This is a genomic window from Micromonospora sp. NPDC005174 (genome assembly GCF_040608495.1).
Taxonomy (GTDB): Bacteria; Actinomycetota; Actinomycetes; order Mycobacteriales; family Micromonosporaceae; genus Micromonospora.
In genome coordinates this window covers 159,202-178,447 of record NZ_JBEXIJ010000011.1, presented here as the reverse complement: position 1 = coordinate 178,447, position 19,246 = coordinate 159,202, and the positions used below count along the sequence as shown (strand labels likewise).

Below are 19,246 nucleotides of genomic sequence, written 5' to 3'. Positions count from 1 at the left end.
CGGGTTGCGCCGCCGGTCAGCCGAAGAGCGCCCGGCCCCAGTGGTCGCCACCGTCGCGTACACCGGGCGGGCACGCGAACAGGCCGCTGGAGACGTGCCGCAGGTACTCGTTCATCACGTCGTGGCGGGCCAACTGGGTCTGGATCGGCACGAACTGCCGGCGCGGGTCCCGCTGGTAGGCGATGAAGAAGAGACCGGCGTCGAGCCGACCGAGACCGTCCGAACCGTCGACGAAGTTGTAGCCACGGCGCAGCAGGTGCGCGCCGTTGTTGCGGCTCGGATGGGCCAGGGCGACGTGGGCGTGCTCGGCGATCAGCGGCTTGCCGTCGTCACCGCGTGCCGCGAAGTCCGGCTCGTCGAACTCCTTGCTGCGCCCGAGCGGGGCGCCGCTGCCCTTGGTCCGACCGACGATCTCCTCCTGCTCGGCCAGCGGGGTCCGGTCCCAGGTCTCCACGATCATCCGGATCTTCCGGGTGACCAGGTACGACCCGCCCGTCATCCAGTCCGGCCCGTCGCCGGGCTGCACCCACAGTTGGTCGCGGAGCAGATCGGTCTCCTCGGCCTTGAGGTTGGCCGTGCCGTCCTTGAAGCCGAACAGGTTGCGGGCGGTCGCCTGGTCGCGGGAGGTCGACGAGGTACGGCCGAAGCCGAGTTGCGACCAGCGGACGCTGACCACCCCCATGCCGATCCGTGCCAGGTTGCGGATCGCGTGCACCGCCACCTGGGGGTCGTTGGAGCACGCCTGCACGCACAGGTCGCCGCCGGAGATCGGAGCCTGCAACGCGTCGCCGGGGAACCTGGGCAGCTCCGCGAGGGCGGCCGGGCGGCGGTCGGCGATCCCGAACCGGTCCCGCCCGTCGGCATCGCGGAACAGCGTCGGACCGAAGCCGATCGTCAGGGTGAGCTGCGACGGCGGGAGTCCGAGGGCCTCGCCGGTGTCGTCCGGCGGGGCTTCCGGCATCCCGCCGACCGCCCCGAGGACACCGGCGTCACGGCCGGCCGTCATCCGGGCGGCGGCGGCCGTCCACTCCTCGAGCATCCCGGCCAGGCGGGCCCGGTCCTTCGTGATGACGTCGAAGGCGACGAAGTGCAGCCGGTCCTGGGCCGGGGTGACGATGCCGGCCTGGTGCTCGCCGAAGAACGGCACCGCGCCCGCCGGATGGTCACTGGCTGCCGCCGGGCCACGGGAGTCGCCGACGAGCGCACCCGCGCCTGCGGCCACCCCGGCGACTCCGGCCACCCCCGCGCCGGCGAGCGTGATAGCCCGCCGACGGGTCAACCTGCGTACGCTCATCGACTCGACTCCCCCTGCGTCCCGGTCACTTGGCGACGACTGCGGCGACCTTGCTGATCGGCTCGGCGAGCGCGTTGATGCCGTCCGAGAGCTCCTTGAGCTCGGCCTTGCTCAACGCGGTGTGCAGCTTCCACCCGTCGCCGTCGCGGTGCTTGCCGAGCTGCGCCTCGACGTTCGCGAACTCGGTGTCGAGCTGCTTGACCAGCTCCGGCGAACGCTGCTCCAGCGCGGGCCGCAGGGCGGACAGCGCCGCCTTGGAACCTTCCAGGTTGGCGGCGAAGTCCCACAGGTCGGTGTGCGAGTAGCGGTCCTCCTCGCCGGTGATCTTGCCGCTGGCGACCTCGTCGAGCAGCTCCTTCGCGCCGTTGGCGAGCTGGAGCGGCGAGAGCTTCTCGGCGTTGGCCTTCGCCACGATCTCCTTGACGTCGACCAGCAGCCGGTCGGCGATCGGACCGTCCTTGCTGATGTCGCCGGACTGCCAGAGGTCCTTCTCGATCCGGTGGAAGCCGGTGAACTCCATCCCCTCCTCGATGACCTCCTCGCGGCCGTCGATCTTGGGGTCGAGGTCGCCGAAGATCTCGGCCACCGGCTCGATCCGCTCCCAGTAGGTGCGGGCGACCGGGTAGAGGCCCTTGGCCTTCGCCACGTCGCCGGCCTTTACGGCGGCGACGAACTCCTCGGTCTTCTCCAGCAGCGCGGAGGTCTGGCTCTTGACGTAGCGCTGGTAGTTGTCGGTGGCGCCGGCCAGGGCCGCGTCGGCGGTCAGCGGCTGCGCGGACCCGCTGACCTTGAGCGCCCCCCGGATGCCCTTGCCGCTCATGCCCGGCTTGCAGGCCGTCTCGTACGTGCCGGCCGGCAACTCGACGTGCAGCTCGCGGCTCAGCCCGGGGGCGATGTTCTCCACCTCACCCATCACCCGGTCGCCGGAGGCGTACACGTAGAACTCGGTCACCTTCGCGCCCGAGTTGGTGATCTTGAAGGTGGCGGTGCCGGCGCCGAGGTCGGTCGTGGCGACGTCGCAGGCCGTGTCGGTGGCCTTGACCACGATCGGGCCGCCCGCCGCGTCCGACTTACCGGAGTCGTCCTTGGAGCAGGCGGCGATGCCGGTCGTCGCCAACACACCGGCAGCGGCCAGCGCGAAGAATCGGGTGGTACGCATCTGAGCTGTTTCTCCTCGTGAGGGTCAGGCACGCTGCGGCGCGGATGCCGCCTCGGCCTCGGCCTCGGTGCCGGTGTCGGCCCCGCGCTCGGTGACGGTGGTGGTGGACGGCGAAGCTGCGGCCGGTACCGGCGCGGAAGGCTTCGCGGTGGTTGCGCCCGGCGCGGGGGTACGGCGGGTCGGGCGCAGGAAGAGCACCAGGACCGGAACGGCGTACCCGATCCAGGCGATCGTCTCGAGCACGGTGGGCGCGGGGGTCACGTTGAACATGCCGGCCAGCAGCGCCGCGTACCAGGTGGTCGGGTCGAGCACGCCTGTGATGTCGAAGGCGAGGTCGCCGAGCCCGGGCAGGACACCGGCCTCCTGGAAGTCGTGGACGCCGTACTTGAGGATGCCGGCGGCGACCAGGATCAGCAGCGCGCCGGTCCAGGTGAAGAACTTGCTGAGGTTGATCCGCAGGGCGCTGGCGTAGAGCAGCACGCCGAGCACGATGGCGGTGACGATGCCGCCGACCAGGGCGAGCAGCGGCCCGCTGTCCCCAGCCGCGCCCTGTGCGGCGGAGTAGAAGATCAGCGCGGTCTCCAGGCCCTCCCGGATCACCGCGAGGAAGGCCATCCCGGCGACGGCGAGCGACCCGACGGCCAGCGCCTCGGTCAGCTTGCCGCGCAGCTCACCCGCGATGGTGCGGGCCGCCTTGCGCATCCAGAAGATCATCCAGGTGACGAACACCACGGCGGCGACGGAGGTGATCGCCTCGAACAGCTCACGATCCTCGGATCGGGCCAGCAGCGAGGTCGAGGTGTACTCGATGAGCCAGCCGAACAGCACGGAGAGCACCACGGCCAGGGCGACGCCCGCCCACACCTGGGGCAACCGGTCCCGGCGCTGCGACTTCACCAGGAAGGCGACCAGGATGCTGACCACCAGGGTCGCTTCCAGGCCTTCCCGCAGGCCGATCAGGTAGGTGGCGAACATCCGAGCTCCGTGTTCATTAGGCACGCCTCAGCTAACTTAGGGCAGCCATACCTTCCTCCAGTTCAGGGGCCTCGTCAAGTTGTTCATGGCAAGCTCACTCTTCCCGTGACCTGGCCTTCGACGCCCCGTCGTACGCCGTTCACCGACCGGCCGTGCGAGGATCCCCGTCGTGAAAGCCTTCCTGCCGTGGCTGGCGGTGCTGGCCGTGGTGATGCTGCTCAGCGCCCTGCGCCAGCGAGCACTTGCCACCGTCGTGTCACTGGGCTGGCTCGCCTGGTGCGCCTGGACCTGGCTCCGCCCCACCCGCCGCCGCCCCCGCTAACCCCCACCCCCGCACCCCCCGCACCCCGGCCCCACCCCACACCCCCGCGATCTTGCACTTTCTGTGGCGGCATAGCAGGGCAAGCGCCGCGAATCCACAACAGAAACTGCAAGATCGCGGAGGGTAGAGGCTGCGGGAACGACGAACCGGGCCGGCTTTGTGCAGCCGACCCGGTTCGGTGACGTCGATCAGTAGCGGTAGTGGTCCGGCTTGAACGGGCCCTCCTGGGAGACGCCCAGGTACGCGGCCTGCTCCTTGGTGAGCGTGCTCAGCTTCGCGCCGAGCGCGCCCAGGTGCAGGCGGGCGACCTTCTCGTCCAGGTGCTTGGGCAGCACGTAGACGCCGACCGGGTACTCCTCGGTCTTGGTGAACAGCTCGATCTGGGCGATCGTCTGGTTGGCGAACGAGTTCGACATGACGAAGCTCGGGTGCCCGGTGGCGTTGCCCAGGTTCAGCAGACGCCCCTCGGACAGCACGATGATGGCGTGCCCGTCGGCGAACCGCCACAGGTCGACCTGCGGCTTGATGTTGATCCGCTCCACGTCGGAGCGCTTGGCCAGGCCGGCCATGTCGATCTCGTTGTCGAAGTGGCCGATGTTGCCGACGATGGCCTGGTGCTTCATCCGGGCCATGTGCTCGTTGGTGATGACGTCGAAGCAGCCGGTGGCGGTGATGAAGATGTCCGCCTGCTCGACAACGTCGTCCAGGGTGGCGACCTGGTAACCGTCCATCGCCGCCTGGAGGGCGCAGATCGGGTCGACCTCGGTCACCACGACCCGGGCACCCTGGCCACGCAGCGACTCGGCGCAGCCCTTGCCCACGTCGCCGTAGCCCATGACGACCGCCATCTTGCCGCCGATCAGCACGTCGGTGGCGCGGTTGATGCCGTCGATCAGGGAGTGCCGGCAGCCGTACTTGTTGTCGAACTTGCTCTTGGTGACCGAGTCGTTGACGTTGATGGCCGGGAAGATCAGCGTGCCGGCGCGGTGCATCTCGTAGAGGCGGTGCACGCCGGTGGTGGTCTCCTCGGTCACGCCCTTGATGCCGGCGGCGACCCGGGTCCAACGCTGGCCGTCCTCGCCCAGCGAGCGGTGCAGCAGTTCGAGGATGACCGCGTACTCCTCGGAGTCGGCGGACTCGACCGGCGGCACGACGCCGGCCTTCTCGAACTCGGCGCCCTTGTGCACGAGCAGGGTGGCGTCACCGCCGTCGTCGAGGATCATGTTGGGGCCCTGCCCGTCCGGCCAGAGGAGCACCTGCTCGGTGCACCACCAGTACTCGGGCAGCGTCTCGCCCTTCCAGGCGTAGACGGGGACCCCGGCGGGGGCGTCGGGGGTGCCGTCCGAGCCGACGACGATCGCGGCGGCGGCGTGGTCCTGGGTGGAGAAGATGTTGCAGGACGCCCAGCGGACCTGTGCGCCGAGGGCGACCAGCGTCTCGATCAGGACGGCGGTCTGGATGGTCATGTGCAGCGAGCCGGTGATCCGCGCGCCGGCGAGCGGCTGCGCGTCGGCGAACTCCCGCCGGATCGCCATCAGGCCGGGCATCTCGTGCTCGGCGAGCTGGATCTCCTTGCGCCCGAACTCGGCGAGCGACAGATCCGCCACCTTGAAGTCGCCCTCGGCGAGCGTGCTCGGCCGAGCCTCGGACGGCGTGCCGCTGGCGGCCGCCGGGAGGGTGCTGGTCATGAAAGCTCCTGTCGAACGATGTCTACGCCGATCCTCCACCTTACGCGCGCCGACGAGGGCCGCCGGGGGACGGGCAGCGGACAGCGCACGGGGCGGTCGGTGGTGGACAGACCTGCTGCCCGCCTCCGCCCGCCCCGCGCATCCCCCCGGTTTGGTTCCCCGCACGTTGCCGGACCGTCGTCGCGATAACGCTGCGTACTCATAGAGTCACACTCGGCCAAAGCTGAGTCAAGCTATTCCGGGAAAGTCGGACTTGTGTCGGGTCAGCGCAGGCCCGACGTCGCCACGTACGCCTCACCGTCACCCGTGATCCGCAGCGGCTCGCCGGCCGCCGTGCCGATCGCCGCCTGGCCGGACGTCAGCGTCAGGGCACCCGCCCCGTCGTCGACCGTCACCGAGCCCGCGCCGCACAGCACGACCCGGGGGCCGGGCAGCGCCAGGGTGGCCTCCGGCACGGCAGCGCCGACCCGCACCCGGTGCAGCGCGAAGTCGTCCACCGGCACCGCCCAGCAGTCCACCCCCGGGCCGACGTGTCGAGCGGCACGGACCGGTTCGTCGAGCACCTCGAAGCGCAGCACCCGCAACAACTCGTCCACGTCGACCCGCTTGGGGGTGAGGCCACCGCGCAGCACGTTGTCGCTGGCCGCCATGATCTCGACGCCGCAGCCGCTCAGGTACGCGTGCAGGTTGCCGGCGGGCATCCAGATCCCCTCGCCCGGCACCAGTCGCAGGTGGTGCAGCAGCAGGGCCACCAGCACGCCCGGGTCGCCCGGATACGCCTTCGCCAGCCGGTGGGCCAACTCGGCGTCCGGGCCGTCGGCAGCCGACGAGAGGACGGCACGCAGCAGCCCGTCGCGCTCGGCGAGCGGCCAGCCGAGCAGCGTCGCCACCGCCGTGCGCAGGCCAGCCGGTCCGGTCCGCAGCGCGTCCACCACCGGTGCCAACTCGGGTACGCCGAACGCGGCGAGCGCCTCAGCCGACTCCACCGGATCGCGGAACCCGCACAGCGCCTCGAACGGGGTGAGCGCGACCAGCAACTCCGGCTTGTGGTGCGGGTCGGAGTAGTTGCGCTCCCCCGGAGGGAGATCCGCCTCGGCGGCGAACCCCGCCCGGGCCTGTTCGGCGTCCGGGTGTGCCTGCAGGCTCAGCGGCGCGTCGGCGGCGAGAACCTTGAGCAGGAACGGCAGCCGGGTGCCGAACCGGTCGGTCACCCGTTGCCCCAGCCACTGCCCCGGCTCGTCGTGTACCAGGTCACAGAGGCTCACCCGGGCTCCGGCGCGCTCCACGCTCGCCGGCGCGCCCGGGTGGGCACCCAACCACAGCTCTGCCTCCGGTCCGGCGCTGGGCACCGGCCGCCCCTGCAACAGCGCGATGGCGGAGCGGGACCCCCAGGCGTAGTCCCGGATCGGTCCGTACAGCGGTTCCACCGTCTCAGACCCCGGGCCGCCCGACCGCCTCGCCCGCCGCGTCCTCCGGCTGCGGTACGGCGGTGTCGGCGGCGGCGCCGGTGCCCGCCTTGGCGGCGGCGACGCTGTAGATGTCCGGCTCAAGGTAGATCACCCGGGCGATCGGCACGGCGGTACGGATACGCGCCTCCACGGCGTTGATGCCGCGGGCCAGGGCCTCGGCGCTCTCGCAGGCCGGTACGCCGATCTTCGCGGCCACCATCAGCTCTTCCGGGCCCAGGTAGAGCGTCTTCATGTGGATGATCCGCTCCACCTCGGGGCCCTCGGTGATGGCCCGCTCGATGGCGGCGAGGTCCTGCTGCTCGGCACCCTCACCGAGGAGCAGGCTCTTGGTCTCGATGGCCAGCACGATGGCGATGACCACCAGCAGGACGCCGATCATCGCGGTGCCAGCGGCGTCCCACCGGCCGTTGCCGGTGATCAGCGTCATGCCGACGCCGAACAGCGCGAAGACCAGACCGATCAGGGCCCCGAAGTCCTCCAGCAGCACCACCGGCAGCTCCGGCGCCTTGGCCCGCCGGATGAAACGCACCCAGGACTGCTTGCCCCGGATGTGGTTGGCCTCCTTGATCGCCGTCCGGAAGGAGAACGACTCCATGGCGATCGCCGCCAGCAGCACCGCCACCGGAAGCCACTGCCACTCGGTGATGCCCTCCGCGTGCGACCACTTGTGGTACGCCTCGTAGAGGGCGAACAGTCCGCCGATGCTGAACAGCACGATCGACACGATGAACGCGTAGATGTAGCGCTCCCGGCCGTACCCGAAGGGGTGTTCCGGCGTGGCCGCGCGCTTGGCCCGCTTGCCGCCGAGCAGCAGCAGACCCTGGTTGCCGGAGTCGGCGACCGAGTGGACCGCCTCGGCCAGCATCGACGAGGACCCGGAGAGCAGGAACGCGATGAACTTGGTGACGGCGATGCCGACATTGGCCAGCAGGGCGGCGACGATCGCCTTCGTCCCGCCGTTCGCGCTCACGCCACCACTCCGCTTCGCGTCGTGGTGACGTTCGTGCCGCGCCGCCCCCTGCTTTCGTTCACTGGTTCGACAGCTCCTTCATCTCGGTGATGGCCGGTACGGCCATCGGGTCCAACCCATGTGCCAGAGCAAGATAGATCGAGGCGAAATCCGGTACGGCGATCAGCGAGGCCAACCGCTCCAGAGCCGAGCCGCCCTCGGCGGTCACCACGTCGCACCGCACGCCACGGCGCTCGGCGAGGGTCTGCACCGCGTCCGCGCGGCGCTCCTCGACGGCGAGTGGCTCGTCGGTGTCGTCCTCGGCGTTGAGCCCGCCGTCGCGCAGCAGCACCAGCCGCAGCCGGGTGCCCTCGCCGTCATCCTCCGACGGGTCGGCGAAAATGTCCCGCTCCCCCTCGGCCAGGCCGCCGAAGACGCCGTCCAGCAGCCCGACCCGTCCCCGCCCGGCCTCGCCCAGCGCACCGGTGACCACCGGGTAGCGGGCGTTGGCGGAGAGGGTGTCGCCGAAGCGACGAGCCGCAACGGTGGCCAGCGGCGACGAACCCCACACGATCGGGATCGAGCCGGCCAGGCCCAGCGCCAGGGACTTGGCCGGGTTGACGAACGACTCGGCGGCGGAGCGGCAGCGGTCGGCGTCCGCGTCGAGCCGGGCCGCCGTCTCCGCCAGGTCCGCCTCGTTGACCTTCACCAGGCCGAGCGACCGGGCGGCCAGCAGGACCGGCACGGTGAGCGCCCAGAGGCTGGCCCGGGCCGGCGCCCGTCGGGGCACCGGAATGAACGGCGCGCGGGCCCGCTCGGCCACCGACTGCAACTGCGAGTCCGGTGCGCCCACGGCGACCAGCCGGGCACCGCGACGGTGCGCGGCCTCGGCGGCGCCGAGCGCCTCCGGGCTCCGACCGGACGCGCTCACCGCGATCACCACGTCGGCGGCACCCACCCAACCGGGTACGCCCGCGCTGCGGTGCCCGATGATCGGGACCGGGCAGCGCGGTCCGGCGACCGTGGCCAGCACGTCACCGGTACGCCCGGCGGTGCCGATACCGGCGATGACCACGGCGCGCGGCCGCCCGTCGTCGGCGAGCACCGCGAGGTTCGCCTCGGCGGCCAGGGCGGCGCTCTCGCGTACCTGGGCGCCACCCGAGGCGGTGTGCCGCAACATGTCGCCCGGATCGTGCTCGGCCAGCGCGTTCGGGTTGTCGAGCAGGGCCTCGTCGGCGTCGCGCCGCCCGCTGACCCCGGCCGTACCGTCGATCATGACTGCTGCCCAGGGCCGCCGCGGGCCTCGTCCAGCAGCAGCACCGGCACGTCATCGCGGACCTCGAAGATCCGGCCGCACTCCGTGCAGGTCAACGTCTGCGCCTCCGCGTCGTACATGAGCGGGGCGTGGTGCGTGTCCGGGCAGGCGAGAATCTCGAGCAACTGCGGATCCAGGGCCATGGCACGGCTCCTTCCACGAGTGCGGGGTCACCGGCGGCGGTGCCGACCGGCGCAGGCGATCTTATCGGCGAACGCGGTCGAGCACCTCGTCCCGGAGCGAGACCATCCGCTCGCGGGTGGGTGCCTCCACGTTGAGCCGCAGCAGCGGCTCGGTGTTGGAAGCGCGCAGGTTGAACCAGGCGCCGTCGGGGAAGCGCAGCGTCAGCCCGTCCATCTCCTCGGCCGTCGCGTCCGGGTACGCCGCCCGCACGTCGGCCACCGCCGCAGCCTGGTCGGCGACCGTCGAGTTGATCTCGCCGGAGGCGACGTAGCGCTCGTACTCGCCGGCCAGCACGGACAGCGGCAACGACTGCTCGCCCAGGGCGGCGAGCGTGTGCATCGCGGCGAGCATCCCGGTGTCGGCGAACCAGAAGTCCCGGAAGTAGTAGTGGGCGGAGTGCTCCCCGCCGAAGACGGCGTTGGTGCGGGCCATCTCGGCCTTGATGAAGGAGTGCCCGACCCGGGCGACCACCGGCTCCCCACCGTGCTCACGGATGATCTCCGCGACGGCGCTGGAGGTGATCAGACCGTGGATCACCGTGGAGCCCGGGTGCTTGGCCAGCTCCCGTGCCGCCACCAGCGCGGTGATCGCCGACGGCGAGACCGGCTCACCGCGCTCGTCGACCACGAAGCACCGGTCGGCGTCGCCGTCGAAGGCCAGACCGATGTCGGCGCCGTGCTCGACCACCGCACGCTGAAGGTCGACCAGGTTCGCCGGGTCCAGCGGGTTCGCCTCGTGGTTGGGGAAAGTGCCGTCCAGCTCGAAGTAGAGCGGCACGATCTCCAGCGGCAGGGCCGACAGGGCGGTCTCGCCGAGGACGGTGGGGACGGTGAAGCCGCCCATCCCGTTACCGGCGTCGACCACCACCTTCAGCGGCCGGATGCCGGAGAGGTCCACCAGCTTGCGCAGGTACGAGGCGTAGTCGGGAAGCAGATCGCGCCGCTCGGCCGGCCGGGTCGGCTCGCCCGCCGGGCGCGACGTCCCCGAGTCCAGCATCGCCTGCGCCCGATCGCGGATCTCGACCAACCCGCTGTCCTGGCCGATGGGCCGGGCGCCGGACCGGCACATCTTGATGCCGTTGTACTGCGCCGGGTTGTGACTCGCCGTGAACATCGCTCCGGGCAGGCCGAGCGAGCCGGAGGCGAAGTAGAGCAGGTCGGTGGAGGCGAGCCCGATCTCGATCACCGAGCGCCCCTCGGCGCGTACCCCGGCGGCGAAGGCGGACGCCAGGCCGGGCGAGCTGGCCCGCATGTCGTAACCGACGACAACGGCGTCGCCAGGCTCGTCAGTGGCGTTGAGCAGCTGGGTGAAGGCAGCCCCGAGTGCCTCGGCGGCCCTTTCGTCCCACTGGTCCGGCACCGTCCCTCGGACGTCGTACGCCTTGACGATCTGGGACAGATCAGACACTAGTTCCGCTCCTTGGCCGCAGGTTTCCAACGAACCTGAGCGTATCGGAGCGGCCGGGCCCCGCCCCGCTCAGCCGGGGAGCCGGGGCATGAACACGGTGTGATCGCCGCCGTCGGGGTCGTCGGGCCCCGGGCGAGCACCCGGAGCACCAGGGGCACCCGGCAGCAACTGAGTGGCGTCCGGCGAAGGCGTGGCGGGTCGCGCTCCGTAGACGCCGCCGGGGGCGGGCCGGGGAACGGGCACCGTCGGCGGCTGCTGGCCGTACACCGGGCCGGGGTGACCGGGCACGGCCGGCGACCCACCGCCGGCGCGGTAGGTGGTGCCACCGGGGTTGCCCGGCAGCGGACCCTGCTCGTCGGCCGGCGTGCGGTCCTGCCGGAATCGGCGGACCAGCAGCACGATCAGCAGCAGACCGATCGCCACCAGCCCGATACCGACGAACATGATCGGCGAACCACCGCCGGACTCGGCGGCCACGGCCGTCGTGGAGGGCGCGACGGAGGCCGGACCCAACGCGGCCGGGTCCACCACCTCGCCCGCTGCCGCGACCTCGGTCGGCGTGGGGCTCGGAGTGGGCTTCTTCGACGGCGTCGGGGTGGGCGACGGGGAGACCCGTCCGGAGACCTTCGCCGTATCGGCACCATGCCCCAACTGCTGGCCGGTCGCGGTGAGACCCGCACCGGTCACGTAGAGCCGACCACCCGGCGCACCGGCGGCGAACGCCACCCGGTACCGCACCGTGATGCTCTTGCCCTTGCACAACGTCGGCTTGGCCGGCGAGGTCTGCCCGGTCGTCACGGTGCCGCCACCACCGGAGACGCTCACCGGCAGCCAGTGCCCGCCCGTGTTGACCTGCACCGCCACCTGATCCGGCTGGAGACCATCGAGGCGCAGACCCAGCGCCGTGCGCAGCAGGACGCATCCCCCCGAACGCTTATGCACCGCGACGTTCACACCCTGGGGAGAACCTCCGGCGGCGAAGCTGCTGGCCGCACCCACACGGACCGAGTCCTCGTCGGCCAGCGCGGGTGACGCACCGAGCATCACCAGGCCGACCAGCAGACCGCAGACCGTCGCGAGCCGTGCGGCACGTCGACGCAGCGTCATGATCACCTCACCGTTTCTCCCCGGACGGGGTCCGCCGGTCAGGCTACTACCGGGCCACCCTTGCCACCTGTCATAGAGCGCCCCGCATGTGTGCGGCGTTACGGTTTACGACCCGCCTCCGCTGCCGCGTCCGGCCCGGGCGAGAGCGTCCCGGCAGAGCCGGTCGGCGGTCCGCGTCGTCTCGGGGAGCCGATAGCGCGGCGTCAGTGCGAGCACCCGGGCAGTGGCGTTCTCCAGACTCATCCGGTGCCCGACGCTGACGAACACCGGCTTGACCCCGTCCTGGGTACGCAGCACCCGGCCGACCACCTCACCCCCGTCACGCAGCGCCGACCAGGCACCCCGCTCGGCGGCCGGGGCGTCCCACTCGCCGACCAGCGGCGTCTTGCCCACCCCGATCGCGGGCAGCCCGGTGACCACCCCGAGGTGACAGGCCAGCCCGAACCGGCGCGGATGCGCCACCCCGTGCCCGTCACAGACCAGCAGGTCCGGGATTGTCGCCAACGTGTTCAGGGCGGCAAGCAGCGCCGGCACCTCGCGGAAGGCGAACAACCCCGGCACGTAGGGGAACGCCGGCCGGCCGACGCTGACCGCCGTATCCACCACGGCCAGCGTCCGGGCGTCCAGCACGGTCACGGCCGCCGCGAGAAGGTCACCGCTATCGGCGTACGCCACATCCAGGCCGGCCACCGTCTCCGGCGCGAGCGGACCGGGCCCGACCAGGTCGACCAGCGGCCGCAACTCCTCCTGTACGGCCACCGCCTCCGCGACCGAAAGCGGAGCTCGTGTCAGCGCCACCTGTTATTCACCCGACCTCGGCGATGTCGCGGTATTCCGAACCCCGGACACCCCGACCTCGGCGATGTCGAGCCGATCATGCTCGGCGACGGCATACCGGTCACCTCGTCTCCGAGCTGCCCTAGCGGGAGGACCGGCTCGCGTCGCCGTCTTCGGCCGGAGTCGACGCCCCGACAGACTCCTCGTCGGCGCCGCCGTCGACTCGCCTCCAGGGAGCACCGAACGCGACACCGACGACGACGGCCATGGCGACACCGAACGCCACCCCTCCCTTCGGGCCGAACGAAGGGATACCGATCGCCAGGCCGAACAGGAGGCCGATCACCCACGCCCAGAAACCAGACCTGTTGCTGCCAGTAGTGGATCTCGCCATGGAACGATGTTAATGGGCACGGCCGAACAAAAGGGAGCGCCCGCAGTCGAGCGTTACGCTCCGGGACCCGCTCGCCCAACCGCCATCAGGCGAGTTTCAGCTCGTCGCGGGCCTCGTCGATCCAACGGGCGATACCATGCGCGCCGCTGCTGGTGGCCAGTGACGCGGCCTCGTCGAGCAGGCCACGGGCGGCGTCCCGGTCGCCGTCGCTCGCCGCCAGGTCCGCCAGCCCGATCAGGTTCGCCGCCACTCCCGGAGTGAAGCCCAACCTCCGGCGCAGCCGCGTCGACTCCTCCAGCAACTCCCGCGCCGCCTCGACCCGGCCCGCGGCCTGCTCGCCGAAGCAGAGGTGCCGCAACACGTACGACAGGGTCAGCTCGTCCCCCGCCTCGGTCGCCAGCTCGCGCGCCCGGGCGAAGGCCGGGTCGGCGGGGGCCTGGTCCTGCCGGATCACCTGGTGGACCGTGCCAACCCAGAACAGCGCCTCGCCCTCGCCACGGGCGTCACCCAGCTCGCGGAAGAGCTGCGCCGCCCGCTCGAAGAACGGCAGTTCGGCCGCGTCCTCCACGCCGGTCCCGAGGAAACGGGCGTGCAACAGCCGCCCACGGGCCAGGGCAGTGTCCGCCTCCAACGCGACGAGATCCCGCTCGGCCTCGTCCAACGACGTGGCGTCACCCCCGAAGACGGCCTGCTCGTAGCGCTCCTGCGCCCGCGTCAACCGGACGTCGAATTCTTCGGTTATCACTGACCCACCCTTCCGTCGATACGCTCGCGCAGGAGATCGGCGTGGCCATTGTGCCGCGCGTACTCCTCGATCATGTGCACCAACAGCCTGCGCAGCACGATGACGTTGCCGTCGCGTTGCCGACCCTGCACGTCGAGATCCGCAGCCTCGCTGACGAACTGTTCGGAGAACGTCACCTCCGCACGCCAGGCCCGGTACGCCTCGGTGACCACAGCGGAATCGGCGACCGCGCCGTCGAAGTCGCCGTCCGGATCGCCATCGGAGCAGTACAGCGGCGGCGCGGTCTGGCCGGCCATCGTCCTGCGGAACCAGCCGCGCTCCACCTCCGCCAGGTGACGAATCAGCCCGAGCAGCGACATCGTCGACGGTGGCACCGCCCGCCGGGCCAACCGCTCAGCGTTCAACCCGTCGCACTTGAGCTCGAACGTGAGGCGCTGGTCGCGCAGATACTCGACCAGAACGCTCCGCTCGTCGGCGAAGTTGCCGTCCGAGCGCGGGTCGTCGTCCGGATGGACGAACAGGTACGACCAACCGAAGGTCCGCGTGGGTTCGCCGTCGGAGGTCGTCGCTTCGGCACCTGAATCACCCATACGGCGACTCTCGTCGATACCCGCCTACACCAGCAACCGGGAACCCGCTCGGTCGTCTGCGTTGGTCAGCGGGACCCGGTGGCAGAAGGGCCGGCAGCACTTCGACGAGTGGGCCCACGCCCGCGCGTGATGATCTCAATTAGCCGGTAGCCAAATCGGGATCGGCACCCGGATCGCCGGCTGCACGGAGTTGCTCCTCGAACATCACGAAGGTGCGCTGTCGAATCCCCCGGATCAGAGCCTGCTCACGCGGCGTCAGGTGACGCCCCTCAGCGGCTGCCAGATCCTCAATCGATCGCACCGTCTCGTACAGCGCGAAGATTGGCCCGTCGCCCTCAAGGTAGTGGGCACGGAACGCCTCTACCTCCTGAACGAAATCCGCCTCCGAACACCGGAAAATGTCTCCGCCCACGGCGAAGACGATCTCTGTGAAGAGTTCGCTCTTCACCTGCCATCCCCCCGTGTCGATGGCCACTCGCCACACCCGGGCCCCACCATCGGGTGTCTTCACGATCTTGACGGGAGACTGGTGATAGAGGTAGTAGGACGGAAGCATTAGACCGGGCATTTGCACCACTAGAACTTACCTTCACGGGTCGATTGAAGGGCTTCCCAGAACAACTGCTGCTCGCGTCGGAGAATCCCATCCGCGATCGCCGCTTCGCGCCCTGTCAAATCTCGGCCCTCAAGGCGGGCCAGGGCATCGATGTCGCGGCGTACCTCATACAGCGCATGCTCCCAGACCGCCACCGCGTCAAGTGCTGCCAGGTGCAGACGGAACTCCGCCAGGTGCCCATTTCGCGTCCGCAGGACAAGCTGCACGTCACGGTAGCCACTACTCATCGGAGTGATGAAACGGTCGTCGCACCGGACGATCACGACGCCCGGGCTCTCCTTGATCCGAGCAAGCGCAGCATAAAGGTCATCGAGAGAGCTGAACTCAACCTTTGCGGCCGCTAGGTCCAGCAGCGTCGACGCGTCGCCTTGCCGGCTGTTCACCTTGTCCTCGGCTCGCCGTCGATCCTTGGGCTGGGAGCGCCAACCTGGGTTACCCACGGAACGACCATCGACAACAGACAGAGACGTCGCGAGGCGATTCAGGTCGGCCTGGGCGCTGACTGCTGCCGCATACAGATCGTTGAGATAGCTTCTTCGATAGTCGGGATCGTCGATCCGGCGCCTGTCGAAACCTGGTTGGGCCACAGGTCCCCGCCGCATCTGCAAGCTGGCGCTGATCCGCAACTGATCGACGGTGAGAGGTGTGGGTTCCGGTTGAGACAACGCCGGACCAGGCTCCGTGTCCGGTCCCGCTGCTCCCCGCGCATTGATGTCATCGAGCAGCTCGGCAAGGGCGTCGATGGCTTGTTGGTGACTCGCCAGGTGGTGCAGCGTCAGCGGGCGGGCCGTCAGTGACGCCGCCAACTCGGGGGTCCCCAGAATCACCCGCGCCAGATCCGGTGCCTGCGCCAGCTGCCGGGCCAACGCCTCGGCCAGCTTCGGCTCATTCTGGGGCGGCTCTCGCAGGGCAGCGTCCAGCATGTCGTGGACACGAGCGTCGGCGAACAACCGCGACACGTCCTGCGCTGCTGCGTCGTCGAGGCTGGGCACCAGCCGCCGGAGGCTCGACGGGTCGACCGCCCTCGCGAAGTCGGCGGGACTCATCCCAGCCGAGAAGACCTCATCCAGACTGCCGCTCTGAGCGAGCATCTGGGCCGAATCACGGCCTGTCGTCGGCCGGCGTTCGGCAGAGTCGGACGACAGGGCGTCCGGCGTCGAGCCCGGGCCGTCCAGCAACAGGTACATACGGTTGACGTACGGGTCACCGTGGCCGCCGTCGTCGTACCCGGGTGGATGGGTCGGCAGGTCGGGGCGCTCACTGAAGCGGCCCCGCGGCAGCCCGCCGAGCGGCATCGGCCGACCGTCTCCGCTCAGCACCAACGCGTCGATGCCCACCACGTCGGGATACAGCGGCCGGTCGCGCACCAGCCCGGTCTGCGGGTCGACGTAGAGCACCGTGCCGTTCTGGTTGAGCGCCACCCAGGCGTGCGAGCCGCCGCCGGCCCACTCGGTGATCAGGAACGCGTAGCTGCCGTGGCCGCCCAGCAGCAGTTGGTCGTGCAGGTTGGCATACCCCTGCCGCGCGTGCGTCGGGTCTGGTCGTTGACCGGGGGCGAGTACGCGTTGGAAGCGACCACCGGTGACGTCCTCCACCCGGCCCGGGCCGCCCGCCTCGCCGCGGATCGGTCGTCGGATGTCACCGTCCAGGTAGCCGTCGAAGGTGCGCGGCGCGGACACCCGAGGTCGCCCGTGCACCCAGGTCTCGAACAGCGACAGAGTGCAGTCCAGACAGTTGATGCCCCGGGTGGCGTCGGCCTGGGGGCCGCCGTCGTTCAACAGGCGGAACCAGCCGCCCTGGCGCGGATCGGCGGTACGTCGGACAGTGCCGTCGCGCTCGCGGGGCATCTGCCGTTCGACGTCGACCTGGTGCAGCGCGAGTGGTGGCCGCAGCCCGCCCGGCTGCCCGTAGGGGCGGGTGTCGTCGATCGGCGGGGGGACGTCGTCGCCGGTGAGCCGGGACGGACCGGTGGTCTCCACCGCGCCGAGCGCGAGGGCGCCGACGTCGGTGTTGGCGTGCGTGAACGGTCCGTCGACCAGGTCGACGACCGGGGGTGCCGTGACGCCTGCCAGCACGTCGTTGGCCAGGTCACGCCAGTGGGCGTACGCGCGTGTCTCGTCGTTCGCCGCCCGCTGCCAGCCGTCGGCCCACTGCCGGTGACCGGTCTGGTGCAGGTGTCGGGCGTAGTTGGCGTACTCGACGGCCCTGCGGTCGTGTTCTTCGGCCCGTGCCCGCAGACGGGCGGCCTCGACCTGCCGGCGGTTGTTCTCGAAGCCGATCCGCTGCGACTCGAAGTGGCCCTGGTAGCGCCGCCGCTCGGCGGCCTCCGCCTCGGCGACCCACTGGGCCGCGTACCAGTCGTCGACGTCGGTCGTCGACACCGCCGGATCGCCGAACGCCACCACGTCGACGGGCACCGGGGCGCGACCTCGGGCCCTCTGTCGGGGTACGCGGGCCGGCGCGGGCGTCTCCCGCGTCGCGGGCCGCTCGGGTGCGGAGTGTCGGCCCTCCGGCGCACCGAGCAGCACGCCCCCGCCCGTCTGGGTCGCGACCCCGCCGTGCCCGGTGCCGGTGTCGGGGGCGCTGACCACCGGCCCGGGAGGCGTGAACGGGGACATCACCGCGGGGGTGGTCGTCGAGGCGGGACCGGCGGACAGGCCCGCAGCGCTCGCCGCCACGCCGACCGGAGGCGCCACCCCCCCCGACGCTCCGCTCGACGAAGCCAGAGGAACCGACGACGGCAGAGAAGCCGACGAGGCAGTGGCCGGGGTAGCCCCGACCAGGCCGGTCGACGAGACAGCCGGGGCGGGACCACCCGTCGAGCCGGACGGAGGAGCCTCGACGGCTGGCCCGCCGAGCACATCGATGGCGCCAGCCGCGGGCGTGGAGACCGCCGAGAGCGTGAGGGCTGCCGCGCCAGCAGGACGCCCCGGTTCCGCAACGTCCGAGAGGACGGGGTCACCGTTTACGGTCGGGAGCACCGGATCGCGCTCGACGGTCGACAGTGTCGGACTCGTGCTCTGCTCACCACCCGCCGATCCCACGGCCTCGGAGGCTGTCGGCACGGGAGCGCCGACGACATCCGACCCGGGCACCGCCCGCGCCGCGCTGTCATCATGCGCCGCGGGAACCGGCAGGGTCGCGGGCGACGACCCGTGTCCCGCCAGTTCGGGAGTCGGTGCCTGCGGGATCGGCAGCGGCGGGCCGCTGAGGGAGGCCCCGGCCAGCGCGTCGGCCTGTGCGCGCAGGCGCGCCTGCAAGGCGTGGTCGGCCTGCGCGGTCGTCGATCCGGTGACGCCGGACGCGGCGGCACGGACCACATCGTCCACCGAGGTCGGGCCCTGCCCGGTGGCGATGCTGGCGGCGCTCTCGGCGAGCATCTCGCCGGTCATCTCCCGACCCAGGTGCTCGCCGATGCGCGCCGCACGGCCGGTCGCGTGGCGGCCCAGGCCGGCCAGCGGCGCGACCGCTCCCCCGGCGAGCCCGCCGACCGCCGACGCGCCCAGGTCGGTCAGGTCGACGCCGTGCGCCCGGCCCGTCGAGTTCTGGTAAACCTGCGTGGCGAGGCTGATCCCGGACTCCTCGGCCGCCTCCTCTAGCCCTTCCCGGGTGGCCCGCTTCGCGAGCCCGCGCACGCCACCCTTGGCGACCTCCTTCGCCGCGCGCTCACCGGCCTCCGTGAGCCCGCGCCGCAGAGCCTTGCTCGCCAGTTGGCCCATCAGGCGCTTGAAGATCTGCTGGATCAGCAGCCGGGTGGCGGTGACCGCCGCGCCGGCCGCCGGCGACGCGGCACCCGCGGTGAGCAACGCCGCCACGGCCACCGACAGCAGCTCGACGACCAGGATGCCCAGCTCGATCCAGACCTCGATCTTGGCACCCTCGATGTCGCAGCCGCACTCCTCGACCAGGCGGCCCAGGTCGGCGGTGACCGCGAGCAGCACCGGCAGGGGGGCGTCGTCGCCCTCGGCGATCCCACGCCAGGCCGCCTCGAAAGCGGCGTCGACGGCACCGACACCGCCGTATCCGCTGCGTACCTCGGTGGCGGCTGCGGCGGCGTCGGCGTGCGGGCCGGCGAGGACTGCGGCGACCGCGTACCACCGGTCGGCGAGGTCCCAGACGGCCCGTTCGTTGCCCTCGGGCCACTGCACGCCGATCACCCAGTCGAGGGCCTCGTAGATCCAGCCGGGCACGTCCCAGGGCGCGTAGTCCAGCGGGTGCGGGATCGGGCTGGGCAGCACGCTCATCCGGATCGTCCC

The 19,246-nt window shown here is 71.2% G+C and carries 17 protein-coding genes; 1 reads left to right on the top strand and 16 read right to left on the bottom strand.

From position 1 onward, the window contains the following. Positions 1–16 precede the first annotated feature (16 nt). Genes efeB through efeU form a run of 3 tightly spaced genes read right to left on the bottom strand, consistent with a single transcriptional unit; the run spans position 17 to position 3,428 of the window. Positions 17–1,294 (bottom strand): iron uptake transporter deferrochelatase/peroxidase subunit, encoded by a 1,278-nt coding sequence (gene efeB / locus ABZU91_RS15430; protein ID WP_355239776.1) that lies wholly within the window; start codon positions 1,292–1,294, stop codon positions 17–19. A gap of 25 nt (positions 1,295–1,319) precedes the next feature. Further along, a complete protein-coding gene (gene efeO, locus ABZU91_RS15425) occupies positions 1,320–2,453 on the bottom strand; it encodes an iron uptake system protein EfeO (RefSeq protein WP_355239773.1) in 1,134 nt (377 codons plus the stop codon). 24 nt (positions 2,454–2,477) lie between these two features. After that, positions 2,478–3,428, bottom strand: a complete 951-nt coding sequence (gene efeU / locus ABZU91_RS15420; protein ID WP_355239771.1) for an iron uptake transporter permease EfeU — start codon at positions 3,426–3,428, stop codon at positions 2,478–2,480. 169 nt (positions 3,429–3,597) lie between these two features. Here efeU and ABZU91_RS15415 point away from each other — a divergent pair, with 169 nt between their 5' ends. After that, a complete protein-coding gene (locus ABZU91_RS15415; RefSeq protein ID WP_355239768.1) occupies positions 3,598–3,750 on the top strand; it encodes a hypothetical protein in 153 nt (50 codons plus the stop codon). 188 nt (positions 3,751–3,938) lie between these two features. Here the strand turns inward: ABZU91_RS15415 and ahcY are convergent, their stop codons facing one another. The 13 genes from ahcY to ABZU91_RS15350 form a co-directional block, all read right to left on the bottom strand. After that, entirely contained in the window at positions 3,939–5,438 is a 1,500-nt protein-coding gene (gene ahcY, locus ABZU91_RS15410) for an adenosylhomocysteinase (RefSeq protein ID WP_355239766.1), read from the bottom strand. 263 nt (positions 5,439–5,701) lie between these two features. Beyond that, entirely contained in the window at positions 5,702–6,865 is a 1,164-nt protein-coding gene (gene manA, locus ABZU91_RS15405) for a mannose-6-phosphate isomerase, class I (RefSeq protein ID WP_355239764.1), read from the bottom strand. Between the two features lie 4 nt (positions 6,866–6,869). Further along, positions 6,870–7,877, bottom strand: a complete 1,008-nt coding sequence (locus tag ABZU91_RS15400; protein ID WP_355239763.1) for a cation diffusion facilitator family transporter — start codon at positions 7,875–7,877, stop codon at positions 6,870–6,872. Between the two features lie 58 nt (positions 7,878–7,935). Further along, positions 7,936–9,132 (bottom strand): SIS domain-containing protein, encoded by a 1,197-nt coding sequence (locus ABZU91_RS15395; RefSeq protein ID WP_355239761.1) that lies wholly within the window; start codon positions 9,130–9,132, stop codon positions 7,936–7,938. After that, positions 9,129–9,314: a Trm112 family protein gene (locus tag ABZU91_RS15390; protein WP_355239758.1), complete on the bottom strand. Its 186-nt coding sequence runs from the start codon at positions 9,312–9,314 to the stop codon at positions 9,129–9,131. The genes ABZU91_RS15395 and ABZU91_RS15390 overlap by 4 nt, the downstream gene beginning before the upstream one ends. A gap of 61 nt (positions 9,315–9,375) precedes the next feature. Then, positions 9,376–10,761, bottom strand: coding sequence for a phosphomannomutase/phosphoglucomutase (locus tag ABZU91_RS15385; protein ID WP_355239755.1), 1,386 nt, complete (start codon positions 10,759–10,761; stop codon positions 9,376–9,378). Positions 10,762–10,830: 69 nt separating this feature from the next. Continuing rightward, entirely contained in the window at positions 10,831–11,868 is a 1,038-nt protein-coding gene (locus ABZU91_RS15380; protein WP_355239752.1) for a hypothetical protein, read from the bottom strand. Between the two features lie 105 nt (positions 11,869–11,973). Further along, entirely contained in the window at positions 11,974–12,660 is a 687-nt protein-coding gene (gene nfi, locus ABZU91_RS15375) for a deoxyribonuclease V (protein ID WP_355239845.1), read from the bottom strand. 127 nt (positions 12,661–12,787) lie between these two features. After that, positions 12,788–13,039, bottom strand: coding sequence for a hypothetical protein (locus ABZU91_RS15370; protein ID WP_355239749.1), 252 nt, complete (start codon positions 13,037–13,039; stop codon positions 12,788–12,790). An 85-nt stretch (positions 13,040–13,124) separates the two neighbouring features. Further along, on the bottom strand, positions 13,125–13,784 hold the full coding sequence (locus ABZU91_RS15365; RefSeq protein ID WP_355239746.1) for a tetratricopeptide repeat protein: 660 nt from the start codon (positions 13,782–13,784) through the stop codon (positions 13,125–13,127). After that, entirely contained in the window at positions 13,781–14,374 is a 594-nt protein-coding gene (locus ABZU91_RS15360) for a DinB family protein (RefSeq protein ID WP_355239743.1), read from the bottom strand. The genes ABZU91_RS15365 and ABZU91_RS15360 overlap by 4 nt, the downstream gene beginning before the upstream one ends. A gap of 139 nt (positions 14,375–14,513) precedes the next feature. After that, on the bottom strand, positions 14,514–14,822 hold the full coding sequence (locus ABZU91_RS15355; RefSeq protein WP_355239740.1) for a hypothetical protein: 309 nt from the start codon (positions 14,820–14,822) through the stop codon (positions 14,514–14,516). Positions 14,823–14,950: 128 nt separating this feature from the next. Further along, a complete protein-coding gene (locus tag ABZU91_RS15350) occupies positions 14,951–19,234 on the bottom strand; it encodes a toxin glutamine deamidase domain-containing protein (protein ID WP_355239738.1) in 4,284 nt (1,427 codons plus the stop codon). Positions 19,235–19,246 lie beyond the last annotated feature (12 nt).